The organism is Larkinella punicea, from assembly GCF_003334855.1.
Taxonomy (GTDB): Bacteria; Bacteroidota; Bacteroidia; order Cytophagales; family Spirosomataceae; genus Larkinella; species Larkinella punicea.
In genome coordinates this window covers 48,362-69,924 of record NZ_QOWE01000002.1, presented here as the reverse complement: position 1 = coordinate 69,924, position 21,563 = coordinate 48,362, and the positions used below count along the sequence as shown (strand labels likewise).

Below are 21,563 nucleotides of genomic sequence, written 5' to 3'. Positions count from 1 at the left end.
TTACTTGTTGACGAATGAAATCCACCGTATTTACCCGAGTGCTCGGCATGGCGGGATTTTTGCTTTTTTGGTACCCTGCCGTTGCCCAACTGAAAATAACCTATCCTTCGAGCCGCGCGGTTTTTCAGCGCGATCAGAGTGATAACAGTACGATTTACGTGGCCGGCACCTATGCCCAGCCGATCACGAAAGTGGAAGCCCGGCTGGTAAAAATGAACGACGGGCAAGGCATCGACACCGAATGGCAAACCATTCAGACCGATCCGAAGGGCGGTATTTTTCAGGGACCGCTCAAAGGAAGGGGCGGCTGGTACCGGCTGGAAGCCCGCGCCTGGCAGGGAAATACGCTGGTGGGGCAGGACAATGTGGTTCGGATCGGGATTGGTGAAGTTTTCATCATCACGGGACAATCGAATGCCCAGGGCTTTCAGCAGCGGGGAGCCGAAGGCGCAACCGACGACCGGGTCAACTGCATCACCTACGATAATTCAGTCGCCAGCTCCCTCGAAAATCCGCCTTCTCCCAGCTTTCGGCAATTGGGTGCCGACGCCCTCGTGGGTCCGCGGGGCCAGAGTGCGTGGTGCTGGGGCCAGCTAGGCGATCTGATTTCCCGAAAATACAACGTCCCGGTTTTGTTCATCAATACCGCCTGGGCCGGTACTGCCATTCAGAACTGGATTGAGAGCTTCGACGGCGGGACGACGAAAAACGTGTATGTCGACCAGAATTTTCCCGCCGGAATGCCCTACGGAAATTTATTGATTTCGTTGCGGTATTTCAGTTCACTCCAGGGCCTTCGGGCGGTTTTGTGGCAGCAGGGCGAGACTGATAATCACCTGCGGCTCCAGCAGGAGCAATACCGGCTTTGGATGCAGTTGCTGATCAATAAAACCCGGGCCGACACCCGGCGGTATCCCTCCTGGATGCTGGCCCGGTCGTCCTATAACCTGGGGCGCGTTGAGCCCGGAATCATTGCCGCCCAGAACCAGGTAATCGGGACGTTCAACAACAACGTTTTCGCCGGACCGGAAACCGACCGCATTCAGATTCCGCGTTTTGATGCTGTCAACAACGACGGTGGGACGCACTTCGGTGGCGACGGCCTTCGTCAGTATGCCGAAGCCTGGTTTGCCAGCATGGACGAGCGGTTTTTTACCGGAGCCATTCCCTTGCTGCCGTTGCCGACTCCAGAACTGACCGTTGCCTGTGCCTCGACCAATCAGGGCATTAACCTGAGTTTGCAGGCAGAGGTGCGTGACAAAGACAATACGCCATTCAAACTCACCAATGTAACCTGGAGCAACGGGCAGAAAGGAAGCACCCTGGCGGTTACGGCCCCCGGAACGTATTATGCCATTGCGAAGGACGATGGCGGAACCACCTTTATTTCTCCCTCGGTGACCATTGCCGCTCCGCTGGTGCCGGTCGCTCCAACCATCACCCAGTCGGGAACGCAGCAGGCCTGCGCCGATTCGACCTTCACGTTTTCAACCGATAGCCCCGTTGCCAACAGCATCGTCTGGAACACCAATGCCACAACCCGGCAACTAACCGTCGGAACGGCGGGTTCCTACACGGCCCGGGCCGTTAATCTCTATGGCTGCACATCAGCGGTTTCTGCGCCCGCCAGCCTGATTATTCAGCCGAAGCAGGCTCCGCCCACGGTTGCGCAGCGGGGACCGTTCTCGTTGCAGGCTTTTCCGCCCGCAGGTGCTGCGGTAGCCCGGCGGCAATATGACTGGAGAACCGGCGGAAACCTGGTTGGCGGTAATTCCGATATTATAAAAGTTACCCAAAACGGCGAATATTCGGCCCGCTCCAAAACCACCTTTACGGTTGGCAACAGTTCACTGGTGTGTTATTCCCTCTATTCAAACAACGTCAGCTACATCGGTAACGAAAATGCCAGTACCGGGATCATTGCTTTTCCCAACCCGTCGACCGACGGTATTGTCCGGCTGGAAATTAAAGAAAACATCACCAATGCCAACGTAACGGTCTCAACCCTAAGCGGTCAGGTGATTTATACCACACTGGTGCCGGTTTTTGACAACCAACTGGCCATCAATCTGTCAACGTATTCGCCGGGGAATTACATCATCCGGGTGAAAGCCGATGGCTACAAGGCTACCCGGCGGGTTTGGATCAAATAACCACCGGAACCGAAACAAAGCGGGTCTTTCATTCCGGTGGAAGACCCGCTTTGTGTTGATAAATCCGCGCTTATGTGGTAAATTTGAAAGATAATTTCGTGTTTGAAATATCGCTAACTTGCGGTGCTTTCTGCAACCTCGTATGGACACAACCTATTTGCCTTCAGATTACCTGCCGATTTTTATCCAATTGGGATTGGCGCTGGGATTTATTGTTACCACGATGTTTGTCACGCACAACATCGGGCCCAAGCGCAACAGCCAGAAAAAAGACGCTGCATTTGAGTGCGGAATCCCCTCCGAAGGTGACGCCCGGACCCCGATCTCCATCAAGTACTTCCTGATTGCCATTCTTTTTGTACTTTTTGATGTGGAAGTCATCTTTATGTATCCCTGGGCCGTCAATTTCAAAAGCCTGGGCATGGCGGGATTTCTGGAAATGATTCTCTTTATGGGATTGCTGCTGTCCGGCTTCTATTACATCCTGAAAAAAGGCGTATTGAAGTGGGAGTAAACTGAAATGCAGTATAAAATGTTAATTTGTTGTTATCAACAAACAACCAACACAGCATGGCAAGTGACATCAAGATAGCCGAAGCCCCCGCCAGTTACGAAGGCCCCGGTTTTCAGGCAACTTCATTTGATAAGATAATTGGTCTGGCCCGCGCGAATTCGCTGTGGCCTTTGCCGTTTGCAACCTCCTGTTGTGGCATCGAGTTCATGTCGACCATGGCATCCCGGTATGACATTGCCCGGTTCGGAGCCGAACGCCCGAGTTTTTCGCCCCGTCAGGCCGATGTCCTGCTGGTGGCCGGAACGATTGCCAAGAAAATGGCCCCGGTTCTGAAGCAGGTATATCTGCAAATGGCCGAGCCCCGCTGGGTCATCGCCATCGGTGCTTGTGCGTCGAGTGGCGGCATTTTTGACACCTACAGCGTTTTGCAGGGCATCGACCGCATCATTCCGGTCGATGTGTATGTGCCGGGTTGTCCACCCCGCCCGGAGCAGATTCTGGACGGGTTGATGCAAGTGCAGCAGTTATCGATCAACGAATCCCTGCGCCGGCGAAATTCACCGGAGTATCAGCACCTGCTGGAATCGTATAATATTCAATGATTGAATGGTTAATAATGGCTGGATGGTTTAATGGTTACTCGTTATTCAGACAACCATTCAACAATCAAACCATCCAACCATTTTCAACCATTGAACCAACGACAACTTGATCTTTTTTCATGACTAACGAAGAAGTTGCTAAAGACCTGATCCGCCAGTTTGGAGAAGACGTTTACGATTTTGATGATCCGTACGGCATGCTCACGTTGTCGACCACGCGGGAGCAGATCATTCCTATCCTTCAGTATCTGAATGCCCATCCGATTTATCAGATCAGTTTTCTGACCACCTTGTGCGGTATTCATTACCCGGACGATCCGAACCCGGAGCGCGAGTTTTGTGTCGTCTATCAACTTCACAGCCTGGTCAATAACTTCCGGATTCGCATCAAGGTCTTTCTGGCCGAAGCCGATCTGCACATTCCGACGGCCACGACGGTTTACCTGAGTGCCAACTGGATGGAACGCGAAACCTACGATTTCTTTGGCGTCATTTTCGACGGTCATCCGAAACTGACCCGGATTCTGAACATGGAAGATATGGATTACTTTCCGATGCGGAAACAATATCCGCTCGAAGATCCGACGCGGGAAGACAAGATTGATGCACTTTTTGGAAGATAAGGGTTGAATGGCTAAATAAGGTTGAATGGTTAAATTGTTAAAAATGATTCAAATAGCCATTTAACAATCTAACCATCCAACCATTTAGCATTCAATTAATTCAAAGTTTCATGAGCACTGTACTTGATATATCGAATAAAAACGCAGCGGGAAGTGATTTGCCGGCTAAACCCGAAGAATCGGTTCAGTACGTCAACGAGTTAACCACCCTCAACCTCGGTCCGACGCACCCGGCCACGCACGGTATTTTCCAGAACATCCTGCAAATGGATGGCGAGAAAATCGTGTCGGGCGAGCAGACGATTGGCTACATTCATCGGGCGTTCGAAAAAATTGCCGAACGGCGGCCTTTCTACCAGATTACGACGCTGACCGACCGGATGAACTATTGTTCGTCGCCGATCAACAATTTTGGCTGGCACATGACGGTCGAAAAGTTGCTGGGCGTGACGGTGCCGAAGCGGGCGGAATACATTCGCGTGATTATGATGGAACTGGCCCGGATTGCCGATCACCTGATCTGTAACGGGATTCTGGGGGTGGATACGGGAGCCTTTACCGGTTTTCTGTACCTGTTCGAAGAACGTGAAAACATCTACGAAATCTACGAAGAAGTTTGCGGAGCGCGTCTGACCACCAACATGGGTCGGATTGGCGGCATGGAACGCGATCTGTCGCCGGAAGCCATTCGTAAAATCCGGGCGTTTATCAAGCGGTTTCCGCCGATCATGCGCGAGTTTGAGAAGCTGTTCAACCGCAACCGGATTTTCATGGACCGCATCATCGACGTGGGCGGGATTACGGCCGAACGCGCGCTCAACTACGGTTTTACGGGTCCCAACCTGCGGGCTGCCGGAGTCGATTACGACGTTCGGGTCATGAATCCGTATTCATCATACCAGGATTTTGAATTTGATATTCCGGTTGGCAAAAGTGGCGACACGTATGACCGGTTTATGGTGCGGAACGAAGAAATCTGGCAGAGCCTCCGGATTGTGGAGCAGGCCCTTGAAAACCTGCCCGAAGGACCGTATTTCGCCGATGCGCCGGCGTATTACCTGCCGCCGAAGAAGGAAGTATACCGCAACATGGAAGCCCTCATCTATCACTTTAAGATTGTGATGGGTGAAATCGATGCGCCGGTGGGCGAGGTCTATCATTCGGTTGAAGGCGGTAATGGTGAACTCGGTTTTTACCTGATCAGCGACGGAGGCCGGGCGCCCTATCGTTTGCATTTCCGTCGGCCCTCGTTCATTTATTACCAGGCGTATCCGGAAATGTGTGTTGGAACGACCTTGTCGGATGCCATTGTGATTATGAGTAGCCTGAACGTTATTGCGGGCGAACTGGATTCGTAAAACCCGGTTAAAAGGGAAAGGAGGGATTATGAAACCCGACTGGCAGGATTTGGTCATAACATCTCACTTGGATACGGTTGAAACCATTCGGAAACTTATCGAAGATAAGGAGTATGAAGAAGCCATGGAAGGGTTGGATGAACTGTATGAAAATATGTCAAATGCTGACAAAAGGGCCTTGGAAAGGCAGCTTGTCCGGCTGATGGTTCATATTTTGAAATGGCGTTATCAACCGCAAAAACGGTCAACCAGTTGGGTACGAACGATTGTCAATGCCCGGAGAGAAATTCAAAAGCTCCAAAAATACATGCCGTCGTTGAACGTGCAGTTTATTGAGAGTAGTTGGCAGGAAAGCTTTGAGGACGCAACCGAAGAAGCCAAGGCCGAAATGAACCTGTCGCGTAAAGATAAATTTGAACCTGCTCCATTAACGTGGCAGGAAGTTTTTGAAGATGAATACCTGCTGTAAACCGATATGACGGAAACGCAAAACACCGTAGAATTTACCCCTGAGCGGCTAAAAATAGCGCAGGAAATGATTGACCGTTACCCGGCTGAACGCCAGAAGTCGGCTTTGTTGCCGCTCTTGCACCTGGCGCAGGAACAATGGGGCTGGCTGAGTCCGGAAGTGATGGATTACGTCGGCCGAATGCTGGACATCCAGGCGATTGAAGTGTATGAAGTCGCTACCTTCTACACCATGTTCCACCTGGATCCGGTGGGGAAACACGTCATTGAATACTGCCGGACGGGGCCTTGCTGTCTGATGGGTGGGGAAGAAATCTACGATTATTTGAAACAGAAGCTTGGTATTCAGGCGGGCGAAACCACCGCCGATCAAAAGTTTACCCTGAAAGAAGTCGAGTGTCTGGCCGCTTGTGGGATGGGACCGGTTTTTCAAATCCGGGAACAATACTACATGAACCTGACGCGGGATAAAGTCGATGAAATCATTGCCGAATTGAGCCGGTAAAATATCAGTACACACATCAACCTTAGATTCAACGAAGAACGATTACGCATGGAAAGCAAATTGAAAGATAAGCTTCGTCGGTTGTACCGGATGGTTAAGTTCCGGATGAAAAATTCACCGCTTGATTTTGAGGAAGATACACTGCCCTGGATTGACCGCTCCGATGCCAACATCGACGCTTTTGTCAAGACGTTTAAAACGCCGAAAGACTTTCCCTATGATTTAGCCAAACTACTGCGCGACTGGCGTGATAACGGCTACGTCATTCTGGAAAAGGCCATACCGCCCCAGTGGCTCGACAATCTGTGGCAGGAAGTGGAAGAGGTGGTTGAAAACAACGAAAAGTATTCCGTCAAATCGTTGGTGTACCAGTTCAACGACGGCAAGGAAACGCCCGTTAAGGAGGTTCCCAAAGAAAAACTGAGAGGCATCGGATCGCGCTTGCTGGAGTACCACAACAGTTCGATTGGGGCCAAAAAAGTGATGACGCATCCGCACCTGGCTACGTTTCTGGATGCGGTTTTCAATGAAAAGACGACGGTTTTTCAGAGCCTGATCTTTAAATATGGCAGTCAGCAGGGCACGCACCAGGATTATCCCTGGGTGCGCTCAAAGATTGCCAGCCACCTGGCAGCCGCCTGGATTCCACTCGAAGACGTCAGCCCCGACTCGGGTCCGCTGGTGTATTATCCGGGTTCGCACCGCCTGCCGAAATTCGATTTTGGCACCGGAATTCTGTTTAGTGAACAGGACTCCTTTTACACGCCCGACGAATTTACGAATTACCTCAATAAGACGTGTGCGAAAAATGGCATTAAAGGCACCATATTGCTCTTGAAAAAAGGAGATGTGCTGCTTTGGCACGGTGCCCTGGCACATGGCGGGAGCCGAATTAATAATCCGGCATTGACGCGGAAATCGTTCGTTTGTCATTATTCGACCCTGCGTTCATACCCGAAACACCGCTTTGAAGAAGGCGATAAATCCATCGCCCAACTTCACAATGGCATTACGATTTATGCAAACCCAACCAATCTGGCCGAAGAAGATGTGATGACGGCCGGAAAAGAATGGAACTAAGTATCTGGAGATTCACGGTTCGATTTTAACCTGTTTTTGAGATAAAGCTATGGGCAAAAAGATTCTGCTCGAACATATTAACGTTCCCGGCATCGAAACCTACGATGTATACCGGAAACAGGGCGGCTACACGGCGGTTGAGAAAGCCATCAAAACCATGAGCCCGGAGGGTGTCGTGGAAGAAGTGAAGAAAGCCGGCGTTCGTGGTCGGGGCGGTGCGGGTTTCCCGATGGGGATGAAGTGGAGCTTTCTGGCCAAGCCGGAAGGCGTACCCCGCTACCTGGTGTGCAACGCCGATGAGTCGGAGCCGGGTACATTCAAGGACCACTACCTGATGAAGAACATTCCTCACCTGCTCATCGAAGGCATGATCGTTTCCAGCTACGCACTGGGCGCGAACAAGTCGTTCATTTATGTGCGGGGCGAGTTGATGTACGTGATTCGCATTCTCGAAAAAGCCATCGCCGAAGCAAAAGCCGCCGGTTTTCTGGGTAAAAATATTCTGGGTTCGGGTTATGATCTGGAACTGATCGTTCATCCGGGCGGAGGAGCCTATATTTGTGGCGAAGAAACAGCCCTGCTGGAGTCGCTGGAAGGCAAACGGGGCAATCCGCGCAATAAACCCCCTTTTCCGGCCGTCAAAGGTTTGTATCAGTGTCCGACGGTGGTCAACAACGTCGAATCCATTGCAACGGCCGCCTGGATTATCAACAATGGCGGGGATGCTTACGCTGCCATCGGCATTGGCCGTAGCTCCGGAACCAAACTGATCTCGGCTTCCGGACACATCAAAAAACCGGGGGTTTACGAAATCGAACTGGGCGTTCCGGTCGAAGAGTTTCTTTATTCCGACGAGTGGTGTGGCGGCATTCGCGACGGCCACCATTTGAAAGCACTCGTGGCTGGCGGTTCGTCGGTCCCGATTCTGCCCGCCAACCTGATTACCAAACTGGCCAATGGCGAACCGCGTTTGATGACCTACGAATCATTGTCGGATGGCGGTTTTCAGACGGGGACAATGTTGGGCTCGGGCGGTTTTATCGTGTTTGACGAAACGGCCTGTGTCGTTCGCAATACCTGGAATTTCTCCCGGTTCTACCACCACGAGTCCTGCGGACAGTGTAGCCCGTGTCGCGAAGGAACCGGCTGGATGGAAAAAGTATTGCACCGGATCGAACACGGTCACGGCAGCATGCACGATATCGATTTGCTGGTCGATGTGGCCAAAAAAATTGAAGGAAATACCATTTGCCCCTTGGGCGACGCAGCCGCCTGGCCGGTCGCGAGTGCCATCCGCCACTTCCGCGACGAGTTCGAGTGGCACATCACGCATCCTGCCGAAGCCACGCAACCGGGTGCGGTGTTCAAGGGCGAAATGGCACTGGTGTAATTATTGAACCGATCTAATCATTCGACGCTATGGATGAGATAATGTTATTGCGGAAAATGGTCGAAGAGCACGATTATCAGGGAGCTCTTGCGCTGATTGACGAAATGGATGAAATGGCGAAAGACGATAAAATTAATAAAGTTGAGGCTTATTTGATCGTTTTATTGATTCATTTGATTAAGCAAAAGGCTGAAAACCGGACTACAAAGTCATGGAGCCGTTCTATCGATAATGCGCTTGACGGAATTGTCCGTAGTAACAAAAAGCGCAAAGCTGGCGGTAACTATTTAGAAACAAATGAGCTAGCCGAAGCCATCGATGAAAGTTTTTTACGGGCTTTGAAAGATGCTGCCAGTGAAGCTTTTGAAGGAATGTATTCGCCATACCAAATTTCCACTATGATTGAGCCTGAACAGATTAAAGTAGATGCTTTAGATCTGATCATAAATTACAAGCCTAGCTATAGCTAAATGGAAGATATAAAACCGCAGTTAGTCAAAGTTACCATCGACGGAATCGAAGTCGAGGTAGAACCGGGAACGACGATTTTGCAGGCGGCCCGGAAAATCGGGGGCAATGTGGCCCCGCCGGCCATGTGTTACTACCAACCCCTCAAAGGCAGTGGCGGCAAGTGCCGGGCGTGTTTGGTGCGGGTAGCGGCTGGTTCGGCGAAAGATCCGCGTCCGATGCCCAAACTCGTCGCGTCGTGCATCACACCCGTGCAGGACGGTATGATCGTTGAAAACTCGACCAACGAGCAGGTGCTGACCACCCGGAAAGCCATCGTTGAGTTTCTGCTCATCAACCACCCGCTCGATTGCCCGGTTTGTGACCAGGCCGGCGAGTGCGATTTGCAGAACTTCGCTTTCAACCACGGCATGGCAACCACCCGCTACGAGGAAGAACGCCGGACGTTTGAAAAGAAGGACATTGGCCCTTACATCCAGTTGCACATGACGCGGTGCATTTTGTGCTACCGCTGTGTGTATACTGCCGACCAGATCACGCAGAAACGCGTGCATGGGGTGCTGGGCCGGGGTGATGCCTCCGAAATCAGTACGTACATCGAGAAAGCGGTTGATAATGATTTCTCCGGAAACGTCATCGACGTATGCCCGGTGGGCGCACTGACGGATAAAACCTACCGGTTCAAAAACCGGGTCTGGTTTACCAAACCGGTCGATGCCCACCGCGATTGCCCGACCTGTTCCGGCAAAACCACGGTTTGGTACCGGGGCGACGAAGTGATCCGGGTAACGGCCCGCAAAAACGAGTGGAACGAAGTCACCGAATTCATCTGCAACACCTGCCGTTTCGAGAAAAAGAAAACCAGCGACTGGGTCATTGAAGGGCCGACGAAAATCTCGCGCAGTTCGGTGATTTCGGCCAACAAATACCGGGGTGATCTGATCAAGCCGGATTTCCAGCGGAAACTGGCCGCGGCTACGTACACCCACGTCGACGACGAACGGGATACCTCGCAGTTGGGCATTCAGCAATTGACGCCGGAGCGATTTGCCCCGGTTTTGCCCCATGCCAATGACCCTGAACCTTGAAATAGAGTAGAGATGCTAGACAAGAGAAGAAAGACGTGTTGGTCTCTTGTCTCACGTCTCACTTCTCATGTCTTAAACATATGGAACTGACTGAACTCATTATCAAAGGCATTCTCATCGTGGTTCTCTTCGGAGTGACCTTGCTGATTGCCATGTATTCGACCTGGGCGGAACGCAAGGTAGCCGGTTTTATTCAGGATCGTTTTGGCCCCAACCGGGCGGGACCGGGCGGTATTTTTCAACCGCTGGCCGATGCCGGCAAGATGTTTTTCAAGGAAGATTTTATCCCGTCACAGGCCAACAAGTGGCTTTTTATTCTCGGCCCCTGTCTGGCTATTCTGACGGCTTTGATGTCGAGCGCGGTTATTCCGTTTGGCGAAAGCATCCGCTATGAAGACTTGCTGATCCCGGTTCAGGGCGTCGAAATCAACATCGGAATCCTGTACGTGTTCGGCGTCGTGTCGCTGGGCGTCTACGGGTTGATGGTGGGCGGCTGGGCCTCGAATAACAAGTTTTCGTTATTGGGCGCCATTCGGGCGGCTTCGCAGAACATCAGCTACGAAATCGGGTTTGGTCTGTCCATCATTGCCATCCTGATGATGACGGGGTCGCTGTCGATTCGGGCCATTGTGGAGCAACAGCACGGTTTTGCCTGGAACCTCTTCAACCAGCCACTGGGATTCATTATTTTCCTGACCTGTGCGTTTGCCGAGTGTAACCGGACACCGTTCGATTTGCCGGAGTGTGAAACGGAATTGGTGGGCGGTTATCACACCGAGTACAGTTCTATGAAATTGGGTTTCTACCTGTTCGCCGAATACATCAACATGTTCGTGTCGTCGGCCATTATTGCATCGCTGTATTTTGGCGGCTACAATTATCCCGGTATGGACTGGGTACGCGAAACCCTGACCGGTTCGCTGGGGGCGGCAACGGGTCACAACCTGGCAACGCTCGTCGGAACCATCGTGCTGTTCGGCAAGATTTTCTTCTTCATTTTCTTCTTCATGTGGGTGCGCTGGACGTTGCCGCGTTTCCGCTACGATCAGTTGATGAACCTGGGCTGGAAAACCTTCATTCCGCTTTCCATTCTGAATGTTGTCGTAACCGGTTTCGGCCTGTTATATGATGTTAAATACGCCAGTTGGGCCATTGTCATCGTGATGGTGATCATGGCGATGGTATCGTCGGCCCGCGCCCCGAAACCCGCCGTTCAACCACAGCGAACCTGATAACGCACTGATAGTTATGCAACTAACCAATCGATCCAAAGAGGTCAGCAACAAGGAAATGACGATGGCGGAGAAGATGTATCTTCCGGCGATCGTTCAGGGACTGGCCATCACGATAAAACACTTCTTTGCCAAGAAAGTGACCATTCCGTATCCGGAAGTGAAACGGTACTTAGGGCCGGTTTTTCGCGGACACCACATTCTGAAACGCGACGAAGAGGGGCGGGAGCGTTGTACGGCCTGTGGGCTGTGCGCCGTGGCCTGTCCGGCCGAAGCCATCTCGATGGTGGCTGCCGAGCGTAAAAAAGGTGAAGAAAACCTGTACCGGGAAGAAAAGTATGCAGCGGTTTACGAAATTAACATGCTGCGCTGCATCTTCTGCGGGTTGTGTGAAGAAGCCTGTCCGAAACAGGCGGTTTATCTGCGCCACGACAAACTGGTGCCGATTTTCACCGAACGCGATCAGGTCGTTTATGGCAAGGAGGAACTGGTCGAGAAGATGAGCGACCGGTATATTCGCACCAACCCGGATGCGCAGGCAACTCCCACCGAACCGTCGTTTTCGCGATCCGTCTCGTAAAATTGAAAAAATGAAACCTACTGAAATTTTATTTTACGCCTTAACCGCCATCACCCTCCTGAGCGCATCGTTCGTGGTGACGGCCCGAAACCCCATTCACAGCGTCCTGGCGCTGATTCTGACGTTCTTCTGTCTGTCGGGACATTACATCCTGCTGAACGCCCAGTTTCTGGCGGCCGTCAACATCATCGTCTATGCCGGTGCCATCATGGTCTTGTTTCTGTTCGTGATCATGTTTCTGAACATGAAAACGGAGGATGAAGAATCCAAGACCACCATCACCAAGCTGGCGGCCGTGGTGGTCGGCGGGGTGTTGCTAGTCGTCATGGTGGCGGTGTTTCGGGCGGCTTCGATGGCTACGTACAATCCATCGACCTACAGTGCAAAAGTGGGGCTGGTCGAGAACCTCGGCCTTGTGTTATACCGCGACTATCTGCTGCCGTTCGAACTGGCGTCGGTGCTGCTACTGGTCGCCATGGTGGGGGCGGTAATGCTGGGAAAACGCGAACCGGGCGACCGGCACTTTTAGACCGGGATTCGTATAAAAAGATTGAACAGGTTGTACTGGAAACAGTGCAACCTGTTTTTTTTGGATTTACCGCACTTATTGACGTGTATTCTTGTCAATAAACCAAAGCATAGAAACCAGATGTCCACCATGCGATTAGGCCTTCGGGAAAACTGGCAGCAGTTTACGTTGCTGGTGCTGGTCAATGCGTTTGTGGGCGGGATGGTCGGCCTGGAAAGAACCGTCGTTCCGCTGGTGGGTACCGAAGAATTTGCTATTGGATCCGAACTGGTCATTTTCTCTTTCATCATCGCCTTTGGCGTCGTCAAGGCGTTCACGAATCTGATTTCAGGGCTATTGGCGGATCGTTTTACGCGAAAAAAAGTGCTGATTTTGGGGTGGATCCTGGGCCTGCCGGTTCCTTTCCTGCTGGGCTGGGGACCCACCTGGAACTACATCGTCGGTGCGAATGTGCTGCTTGGCATCAGCCAGGGTCTGGCGTGGTCTATGACGGTCAATATGAAAATTGATCTGGTAGGTCCCGGAAAACGCGGCCTGGCGATGGGATTAAATGAAGCTGCGGGCTACGGAGCAGTCGGTTTGACCGCTTTGCTGACAGGATACCTGGCATCGGTTTACGGCTTGCGTCCGCAACCGTTTTACCTCGGCATTTTTTATACCGTGGCTGGCTTACTCGTCTCCATGCTGATGATTCGGGATACCCGGGCGTATGCCCGGCTGGAATCATCGCAGATTGGTCGAACGCCAGCCGGAGAGACGCCCCACAAACCGCGCCTGGGATGGGTTTTTGCCGAGACCTCCTACCGCAATAAAACTTTGTTTTCGGTTTCTCAGGCGGGTCTGATCAACAACCTGAACGATGGCATGTCGTGGGGCGTGTTTCCACTGCTTTTTGCGGCTGCCGGGGTCAATCTGGAAGGCATTGGCTGGATCAAGGCGGTTTATCCGGTTGTCTGGGGCATCGGTCAGGTCATTACGGGGCCGCTGGCCGATCGGATCGGTCGTAAACCGCTCATTGTCTGGGGAATGATGATTCAGGCGGTTGGCCATGCCGTCATAGGAATCGGTTTCTCATCAGCCCTCGTCACGGGTCTTGTCGGCTCCGTTTTGCTCGGCATCGGAACGGCCCTGGTCTATCCCGCTCTGCTGGCGGCAGTCAGTGATGCCGCCCATCCTGCCTGGCGGGCTTCGTCCGTTGGCGTTTACCGCTTCTGGCGTGATAGTGGCTACGCTGTGGGGGCGTTGATGGCGGGCGTGGTTTCAGCCTGGCTCGGCCTGACCTGGGCGGTTCATCTGGCGGGTTTTCTGACCCTGGTTTCCGGGATCATTGTCTGGATAACCATGAAAGAAACCCTGCTACAAAATCCTTCCTCACCTGCGAAAACGGGCAGCGAAACAACGCAGATCCCGCAATAAGACGGCAGGAAGCTGATTACCGCGATGAGATGATTTTCCGAATCCCGACATAACCGCCCGCTGAGTCGTAGAGCAGTCCGCCGTAATCGTTCGCAAAAGACGCGTTGATCTGGAAATCGCCCAAACCGCCCAGACTGACCGGAGCCATCAGGCTGAACAGCGTTGACCACTGCCGGGGATTGTTGGTATAGGGTTCGTTATAGGTCCCGATGTTGCTGCTGTACGACAACTTGCCCAGCCACTCGACCCGGCCGATGGTGCCGGACAGGCCAAAATGCAGCAAGCTCACCCGGTTGTTGCCAATGGCACCGTTGGGTAGCCCCGCCTGAACATCGCGGCCCGGCGTCATAAACGGGGTGCCAATGGTGCGGTTTCCATAAACCCAGCCGTCGACGTACTGCGAATGATTGAAATAATTATCGCGTCCCCGTTTGGCGGGGTTGCTGATCAGAAACGTGGCCCCCCCCTGATGCTTGGTATACAGAAACTCGAACAAGGCTTCGTGGATCGAAACAAACGCTTTTTCGGGTCGGGTGTTCCTCAGCCGGATTCCGTTCAAACCGTCGCGGATGTTGGTCAGATAAAACAGGGAGCCGTCGTCGTAGATGCTCTGGCGATACATGAAAAGATTGAACGAGCCCAGATCAGCTTCCAGCGCCAGATCAACCGTGCCCAGGTGATTGCCGACCCGGTTTTCTTCAAAACTGGGCAGGGTCGTATCGATTTTGTTCGGATTGCGGTGGGAAGTAACCACAAACCAGTAGTTTTTCAAACTGCGGGGCAGATACCCGTTGTTCGTAAAATCCGGTGAAATCTGATCCGAATAGCCCGCCCACTGCACCTGGTGATTAATCCCGGCGTATAACTTCAGTTTGGAGCCCGGTTTTCCCATGCGCCCGTAGAGGGCCTTTTGATGCAGATAGGTATTGCGGACAATCCGGTCGTTGTCGAACCAGCCGTGGTTGTAGAAGGCATAAATGGCAAGAAAATTTCTGGTCAGCGGAACGGGAACAAACCCCTGGGTTCCGATCTGAATCACCGGAATGGGCAGCGCATTGCCCGACCAGGCAAACGAGCCGGAGGTCAGCGTCGTATCCATCAGACCAACGACGTTCCGACGGCGACCGGCGTAGAACTCGATCCGCCCGTAACGCGCTTTTACGTAGGCTTCCGGGAGCAGGATTTTTGTGTTACCGGCTACATTGGCAACCAGATCGACGCCGTAGCCCCAGTCGAATTTTTTCTGGCGAATGGTGCCGCTGTCGATGACCGGTTTTCCGTAATCAGACGAAATGCCGAGCCGGAAGGTAGCCGCGGGCGTGGTCGTGGGAACGATACCGAATTGGTTGGCCCGCAACCAGAACGGTGTGCGGTTGCCCGAAGAGAGATAAGCGCCTGCCTGCAGATCATACCGCGTGGTCTTCGGGAAGTAAGCCCGCTGACCCAAAACCGGGTATAAACAGCAGCAGGACAGGAGAAACACCAGCCCGGCTTTTAAGTTCATAAATATAATAAGTGACCTCTACACGTTTACTTTCCTCTGCCCTGCACCATGACGCGGACGGTTTGGACAATGAGCCACACGTCGGTCGAGAGAGAAACATTTTGCAGATATTCAAGGTCATACCACAGCCGCTGCACCATCTGCTCAACATTTTCGGCATAGCCGAATTTGATTTGTCCGATGGAGGTAATACCGGGTTTGACCATCAGCAAATACTTGTATTCCGGCGATTTCTCGACGATTTGATTAATGAAATACTGCCGCTCCGGCCGAGGCCCAACCACCGACATATCCCCCTTCAGCACATTGTAAAACTGGGGAAATTCGTCGAGACGTGTTTTTCGCATAAACTGCCCCCAGGGGGTTATGCGGTCGTCGTTGTCGCCCGATGAAAGAGCGGGTCCGCCCCGTTCAGCATCGGGATACATGCTGCGGAACTTGTAAATCCGGAACGGTTTTCCCCACTTCCCAATCCGCTCCTGCGAATAAAAAGCGGGGCCTTTCGAACTGAATTTGGTAATGAGTGCAATAATAAGAAAAAATGGCGCACCAGCCGCGAGCACACTCGCCGAGAAAGCAATATCGAAAGCCCGTTTGAATACGTTCACCTGCAAATCGTCCAGATAATGGGTCGACAGACTAATCACCGGCTGGACGTCGTGGTATTCGACCGTCACGCCTTTCGTAAGAAACCCTTTGAAGTCGACAATCAGCTTCACCTGATAACTGGCTTCCTCCGAAAAGTTCATAATATCACGCAACTGCTCGGTTTCGATATAGGGCAAACAGCAATAAACGCAGTCGATTTCGTTGCGGGTAATGAATTCTTTCAGATAACTGTAATCCCCCCGCAGGGCGGTGGCATTTTCGGCGTTCATTTTATCGAAATACCCGTAAAATTTGAACCCGATTTCCGGATACATCTGGTAGAACGTCTGAATGCTCCGGGAAAGCGGCCCGTAGCCAACCACCACAAACCGCCGGGTGTTGTAGCCCATCGCGCGGTAGACTTTCAGCAGAATAAGCACCACCGAGCGCCAGAGCGAACCGGCGCACAGGAACAGGACGTACGTCAGGGCAAGCTGCTCGCGGGAGTAATCGAAACCGCCCTTCGTAAATACCCAGAAAACCGATACCATGGCGATGTGAAGCCCGATCAGTTTGGCAAGACCTACCAGCAGATTCTGGATCGTAAACGTTAGCCGGGAAAAGTTATAGGGCTTATTGAGCAATAAAATCAGAAACCAGGCTGCGTTGATGAACCAGAACAGGCTAATGTAGGGAGCATCGAAGAGAGACGCTGTCGTACCAAATTTAAGCCGGTAGGCAAGGGCAAAACAGATATCCAGAGAGATGATATCCATCGTTGCACTAAAGGGCCGCAGTAAAAAAGAAAACCGGTGTTTCATAAGCAATTCGTTTGGAACAGCCGCTGCACATGCAGATTACTATACTGCCAGACTGTTCCCTCGCTTGAATTCGTGACAAATGAAAGACACTTAGTATAAACAGAGAGTATAGACGCTAACTCTTTATTAACTCCAAGTTCATCTTATTTGTACGATTTTCGGCGAAAATTTATTGAAAAATGCGCTATTATTTATCCTAAGGACCCGTTGTTTTATTTATTCTTGCGATTATTCTATTTAATAATCAGATCGTTAAAGGTTACTGATCCGCCGAAAACCATTCGGTCGTTTTGCGGGTCACATAACGATCAAATTCCTGACGAAAGGTTTCCCGGCTAAACCGTTGCGCGTGCTGGTGAATGGCAGCCGGGTCGAACTGGTCGGCGCTTTGTTCAAACCGCTGCACGCATTCGGTGAGTGAATCGACCTGTTGCCGGTCGAAAAACAGGCCGGTTTTCTGATTCACCACCGACTCCAGCACGCCCCCTTTTCCGTAGGCCAGCACCGGCGTTCCGCAGGCCTGGGCTTCCACGGGCGTGATCCCGAAATCTTCTTCGGCAGCAAACAGAAATGCTTTCGCTTTCTGCATATACGAAATCAGCACGGCGTCGGATTGGTAGCCAACCAACTCAATGTTGGGCGTTGCCAGCCGTTTGATTTTTTCAAAGTCCGGGCCGTCGCCCACCACCACCAGGCGTTTGTCGGGCATGGTCGCAAATGTTTCTACAATCAAATTTATTTTTTTGTAGGGAACCATTCGCGAAGCCGTCAGGTAATAGTTTTCTTTCTGTTCGCAAAGTACAAATTTTCCGGTATCGACGGGCGGATAGATCACATCCGCATCGCGACCGTACACTTTCCGAATTCGGCGGGCAATATAGCGGGAGTTGGCGACAAAATAATCAACCCGTTGGGCCGATTGATAATCCCACAGCCGGATGTAATGCAAAATCAGTTTGGCCAGGGCCCCACTCACCCCGGTTTTGAGGCCGCTTTCGTTCAGGTATTGGTGGTACAAATCCCAGGCATACCGCATGGGCGAGTGGCAATAGCAGATGTGAAGCTGGTTGGGGCCGGTCAACACGCCCTTCGCCACGGCATGGCTGCTCGACACCACCACGTCGTAGGCACTCAGATCGAACTGCTCGATGGCCAGCGGCATGAAGGGCAGGTAGGTGCGGTATTTTTTTTTCGCCCACGGCAGTTTCTGAATAAAGCTCGTTGTAGCGGTTTTATTCAAAATCAAAGGCCGTTGCGAGTCGGGCAGAAAGTCGACCAGCGTGAACAGATCACTTTGCGGATAAAGCTGCAGGATTTGTTCGACCACACTTTCGGAACCGGCAAACGTAACCAGCCATTCGTGAACCAGAGCGACTTTTTTATCAAGCATGATTTTATGTTGAGAAGTTAGAAATGAGACAAGAGATAAAAGACTTTCGTAAGGCAATCCCTTGTCTCATTTCTAACTTCTCTTGTCTAGTTCCATAATAATTCCGGCCAGTTTCTCCGCGGATTGTTGCCAACTGAACCGTTCGACCCGCCCGCGCCCTTTCTCCACCAAGGTTTTGCGGAGCGATTCATCGCTATACAGCTTCGTCAGGCCGTCGCGGATGCTGCCAATGTCGTAGGGGTCGACATACACGCTGGCGTCGCCACAAACTTCGGGCAGGCTCGTGGTGTCGGACACCAGCGTCGGGCAGCCACACGACATGGCTTCGAGTGGCGGTATGCCAAAGCCTTCAAAAAAAGACGGGTAGGCAAAAAACAACGCGTGCTGATACAGATTGACCAGTTGCGCATCGCTGAGGTAACCCGTAAAAATAATGGACGGGTCGTTCTGAATCATTTCTTTCAGCCCGTTGTCGGCGAATACTTTGTGAGCCGCTCCGACAATCACAAGCTTCGTATCCGGAAATTTAGCTTCCTGAAACGCCTGAATCAGTCCTTTGAAATTCTTGCGCGGATCGAGCGACGAAACCGCCAGAATGTATTTTCCGTAGGGGTTTTCGCCTTTCACCGCAGGCGGATAGAGGAAAATATCCGAAATGCTGGGGTAAATGATGTCCAGCGACGAACGGGGAACCTGATAAAATTGATTCAGATCATTCAGAGAATATTCGCTGATCGTCAGAACCTTGTGGGCGGACTTGACAATGCGGGGAACGGTAAAATTATAGAGTAGCGAGAATTTTTTCGAAAACCATTCCGGGTGACGGTGAAAAGACAAATCCAGAACCGTGACAATCTTGTTGTCGTAAACGATGGGAGCGGTATTGCAGAGGTTCAGCAAGAGCGGACTGCCCTGGCTCTTGAGGTAGAGCGGCATTTCGATCTGTTCCCAGAGATATCCTTTGCTGCGGCCGTAAACCGTAGCGCCTAAATCCTTCGCAATGTCTGGTTGTAGTATGTTGTAAGGCGTTAAAAACGTAATGTCCGGTAGCAGATTCTTCAATCGCATTCCGAGTTCAATGCCAACCCGCTGCGTTCCCGTAACGGGTTGCGTGAGAAACCGGGCGTTGACAACAACTGATTTATGATTCATAAAGGACGTTAAGTGATCGGTCGTAAAATTAGATTGGGCTTTCCATACTACTAGTACTAACCACAGAGTTTCTCTTTTTAGTATCGAAATTTCGTTTCAGCATGTATAAACACAACGCAATCACCAGTGGCAGCGCGTTGGAGGGCGAGGTAATGCGGTGTTCGGTAAAGCTCATGACCGACAGGTTGAAATACGAAACCAGCAGAAACTTCTGCACGATGCTGTCTGCGCCTTTTTTCAGATACCGGTAAAGTGCGTGCCAGAACAGCAGGAAGATCGCCAGCCCGACCAGGCCCTGTTCTCCCAGAATGTGCAGATACGAGTGGTGAGCATGGGCGTCGTTGAAGGCCTTTTTGGGTTGGTCGTTGAGACTGACCACATACGGAAGGCCCTTGTACAGCAACGGGACGTCGTTGACGGAACCAAAACCGGTTCCGATCAGGGGCGAGTGCAGAAAACAGTCGACAGCGCGGGGCCAGGTTTCGACGGCGCGGATGGCGATGTTGGCCGATTTGGTGCTGACTTCGCCAAACAGGGGCGAAATGTAGGTGCTGGCACCCGCTTCGCTCAGGTCGGCGTCGCGGACATACATTGTATAAAGCGGATAGGTATACGTCAAAACCGCACACTGGACCGCGACAATGGCGAAAAGCGCCAGCCGAATCAGGTAGGCCCGGTTGGTGCGGTCGAAGAAGTAAAAGGCAAAACCGGCTACCAGGCCCAGCAGCGAACCGCGTGACGTCGTGGCGATCAGAAAGACGAAGTTGATGACGATCATCAGCAGCCATTTCCGCTTGCGTTCCTGCAAAAACAGCACGATGTTGAGCGATAGCACGATACTGATAAAACCGCCCGCTCCGTTGGTGCTTTTAAAAAAACCGTGGAAGTAGGTTTCCGGATTGCCCCAGTCGGTGATTGCCGCAAAGTTGGTCAGCACCAGATTCAACCCGAACGCAACACCATTGACCAGGGTAGCAAAGACCAGAAACCGTTTAAAAAGGGAATCGACGGCGACATTGTACGAAAAAAAGGCGATCAGCAGTAGCGGCAGATACGATATGATGAAGTTGCCATCGTACCGATAAAAACCGAAAGCGAGCAGCGACTGGGGATAGTAGATCAAAATACCCGCCAGCGAAAACAGAAAGTAGATATACAGGTAATAAATGAACCGGGGAATCACGAAAACCGAATGCCTGAAAAACAGATAGGGCAAAACCGCCAGCGCCAGAATTGACGGCAACGGGCTGATGAAAATCAGGTTGGTCACGGTTCCGAACAGGCCGATCAGCAGGGCGATATAGAACAGCGTCCTGATCTTCATGGGGTTCGGCTGGTGAGCCGTTTGGTGAATACTTTCAGTTTGTCTTTGTAGAGCCAGGTCAGGTATTGACGGCGGCTCAGCAGGCCTTTTTCGTGCCAGAGGTGCAGGTTTTCCCAAACGGCTTCGGCCCGGTGCGACGCCCCGCCCTGCCGGAAGTTACTGAGAACAGCGTTGAGGGGAATAAACGGACGCTGGTTCGCGGCCAAACGGAGCATCAGTTCATAATCGCTCACATAGCGGTATTGCTCGCTGAACAGCCCGTCGGTTTGGTAAAAGGCAGCCGGCACAAAGCAGGTGGGGTGTTCGATGTTGCCTTTGGGAAGCTGGCTGGCGTGCGTCTGGATCAGAAAGGCTTCCTGCTCGCCGAGAAACGTCCGCTGAATGCCGTGGTAAACGGCGGGGCCAAACTGTTGATAAGCCTGCACGACCCGTTCAACGGCGTCGGTTTCGTACCAGTCATCGCTGTTGATAATGCCGATCAGTTCGCCGGTGGCCAGCCGGATGCCTTTGTTCATGGCGTTGTAAATACCGCTGTCGGGCTCGGACAAGTACTTGATTCGGTCCGGAAACTGCCGGGCATACTGCTCGATGATCGTTACCGTCCGGTCGGTCGATTTTCCGTCGATCAAAATGTACTCAATGGGCGCATAGGTTTGATTGACAACCGATTGAATGGTTTGTTCGATGTGTTTTTGGCTGTTGTAACAAACCGTAATAACGGAAACCAATGGCGGCATAGTCAACTCCGGTGAATGGCGTAAAGGAAAGAGACAGGCGT

Annotated in this window: 21 protein-coding genes; 15 read left to right on the top strand and 6 right to left on the bottom strand. The window is 52.0% G+C overall.

Annotation, left to right across the window (positions count from 1 at the left end):
* Positions 1-14: 14 nt before the first annotated feature.
* The 15 genes from DUE52_RS02175 (at position 15) to DUE52_RS02105 (ending at position 14,006) form a co-directional block, all read left to right on the top strand.
* Entirely contained in the window at positions 15-2,153 is a 2,139-nt protein-coding gene (locus DUE52_RS02175) for a T9SS type A sorting domain-containing protein (RefSeq protein ID WP_114404313.1), read from the top strand.
* 142 nt (positions 2,154-2,295) lie between these two features.
* Positions 2,296-2,667, top strand: a complete 372-nt coding sequence (locus tag DUE52_RS02170; protein ID WP_114404312.1) for an NADH-quinone oxidoreductase subunit A — start codon at positions 2,296-2,298, stop codon at positions 2,665-2,667.
* 56 nt (positions 2,668-2,723) lie between these two features.
* A complete protein-coding gene (locus DUE52_RS02165) occupies positions 2,724-3,269 on the top strand; it encodes an NADH-quinone oxidoreductase subunit B (protein WP_114404311.1) in 546 nt (181 codons plus the stop codon).
* A 119-nt stretch (positions 3,270-3,388) separates the two neighbouring features.
* The gene (locus tag DUE52_RS02160) at positions 3,389-3,892 is read left to right on the top strand and encodes an NADH-quinone oxidoreductase subunit C (RefSeq protein WP_114404310.1); all 504 of its coding nucleotides are present in this window, start codon (positions 3,389-3,391) and stop codon (positions 3,890-3,892) included.
* 110 nt (positions 3,893-4,002) lie between these two features.
* The gene (gene nuoD, locus DUE52_RS02155) at positions 4,003-5,250 is read left to right on the top strand and encodes an NADH dehydrogenase (quinone) subunit D (protein ID WP_114404309.1); all 1,248 of its coding nucleotides are present in this window, start codon (positions 4,003-4,005) and stop codon (positions 5,248-5,250) included.
* A 28-nt stretch (positions 5,251-5,278) separates the two neighbouring features.
* Entirely contained in the window at positions 5,279-5,719 is a 441-nt protein-coding gene (locus DUE52_RS02150; protein WP_114404308.1) for a DUF29 domain-containing protein, read from the top strand.
* A gap of 6 nt (positions 5,720-5,725) precedes the next feature.
* On the top strand, positions 5,726-6,223 hold the full coding sequence (locus DUE52_RS02145; protein WP_114404307.1) for an NADH-quinone oxidoreductase subunit NuoE family protein: 498 nt from the start codon (positions 5,726-5,728) through the stop codon (positions 6,221-6,223).
* A 48-nt stretch (positions 6,224-6,271) separates the two neighbouring features.
* Positions 6,272-7,303, top strand: a complete 1,032-nt coding sequence (locus tag DUE52_RS02140; RefSeq protein ID WP_114404306.1) for a phytanoyl-CoA dioxygenase family protein — start codon at positions 6,272-6,274, stop codon at positions 7,301-7,303.
* Between the two features lie 49 nt (positions 7,304-7,352).
* Positions 7,353-8,693, top strand: coding sequence for an NADH-quinone oxidoreductase subunit NuoF (gene nuoF / locus DUE52_RS02135; protein WP_114404305.1), 1,341 nt, complete (start codon positions 7,353-7,355; stop codon positions 8,691-8,693).
* Positions 8,694-8,722: 29 nt separating this feature from the next.
* On the top strand, positions 8,723-9,163 hold the full coding sequence (locus DUE52_RS02130; protein ID WP_114404304.1) for a DUF29 family protein: 441 nt from the start codon (positions 8,723-8,725) through the stop codon (positions 9,161-9,163).
* Positions 9,164-10,249 (top strand): NADH-quinone oxidoreductase subunit G, encoded by a 1,086-nt coding sequence (locus tag DUE52_RS02125; RefSeq protein WP_114404303.1) that lies wholly within the window; start codon positions 9,164-9,166, stop codon positions 10,247-10,249. It begins immediately after the preceding gene.
* A gap of 80 nt (positions 10,250-10,329) precedes the next feature.
* Positions 10,330-11,481, top strand: a complete 1,152-nt coding sequence (nuoH, locus tag DUE52_RS02120) for an NADH-quinone oxidoreductase subunit NuoH (RefSeq protein WP_114404302.1) — start codon at positions 10,330-10,332, stop codon at positions 11,479-11,481.
* A gap of 16 nt (positions 11,482-11,497) precedes the next feature.
* Positions 11,498-12,061: a NuoI/complex I 23 kDa subunit family protein gene (locus tag DUE52_RS02115; protein ID WP_114404301.1), complete on the top strand. Its 564-nt coding sequence runs from the start codon at positions 11,498-11,500 to the stop codon at positions 12,059-12,061.
* Between the two features lie 10 nt (positions 12,062-12,071).
* A complete protein-coding gene (locus tag DUE52_RS02110) occupies positions 12,072-12,590 on the top strand; it encodes an NADH-quinone oxidoreductase subunit J family protein (RefSeq protein WP_114404300.1) in 519 nt (172 codons plus the stop codon).
* 129 nt (positions 12,591-12,719) lie between these two features.
* On the top strand, positions 12,720-14,006 hold the full coding sequence (locus DUE52_RS02105; protein WP_310587765.1) for an MFS transporter: 1,287 nt from the start codon (positions 12,720-12,722) through the stop codon (positions 14,004-14,006).
* A 16-nt stretch (positions 14,007-14,022) separates the two neighbouring features.
* Here DUE52_RS02105 and DUE52_RS02100 read toward each other — a convergent pair whose 3' ends face one another.
* From DUE52_RS02100 to DUE52_RS02075, 6 genes are all read right to left on the bottom strand, one after another.
* Positions 14,023-15,510, bottom strand: a complete 1,488-nt coding sequence (locus tag DUE52_RS02100; RefSeq protein ID WP_114404298.1) for a capsule assembly Wzi family protein — start codon at positions 15,508-15,510, stop codon at positions 14,023-14,025.
* A gap of 26 nt (positions 15,511-15,536) precedes the next feature.
* On the bottom strand, positions 15,537-16,874 hold the full coding sequence (locus tag DUE52_RS02095) for a sugar transferase (protein WP_229312039.1): 1,338 nt from the start codon (positions 16,872-16,874) through the stop codon (positions 15,537-15,539).
* 304 nt (positions 16,875-17,178) lie between these two features.
* Positions 17,179-18,309: a glycosyltransferase family 4 protein gene (locus DUE52_RS02090; RefSeq protein WP_170315680.1), complete on the bottom strand. Its 1,131-nt coding sequence runs from the start codon at positions 18,307-18,309 to the stop codon at positions 17,179-17,181.
* 72 nt (positions 18,310-18,381) lie between these two features.
* Positions 18,382-19,461 (bottom strand): glycosyltransferase family 4 protein, encoded by a 1,080-nt coding sequence (locus DUE52_RS02085; protein WP_114404296.1) that lies wholly within the window; start codon positions 19,459-19,461, stop codon positions 18,382-18,384.
* A gap of 28 nt (positions 19,462-19,489) precedes the next feature.
* Complete coding sequence (locus DUE52_RS02080) at positions 19,490-20,785, bottom strand: O-antigen ligase family protein (protein WP_114404295.1); 1,296 nt, start codon at positions 20,783-20,785, stop codon at positions 19,490-19,492.
* Positions 20,782-21,522, bottom strand: coding sequence for a glycosyltransferase family 2 protein (locus DUE52_RS02075; protein WP_114404294.1), 741 nt, complete (start codon positions 21,520-21,522; stop codon positions 20,782-20,784). The genes DUE52_RS02080 and DUE52_RS02075 overlap by 4 nt, the downstream gene beginning before the upstream one ends.
* Positions 21,523-21,563: the final 41 nt, after the last annotated feature.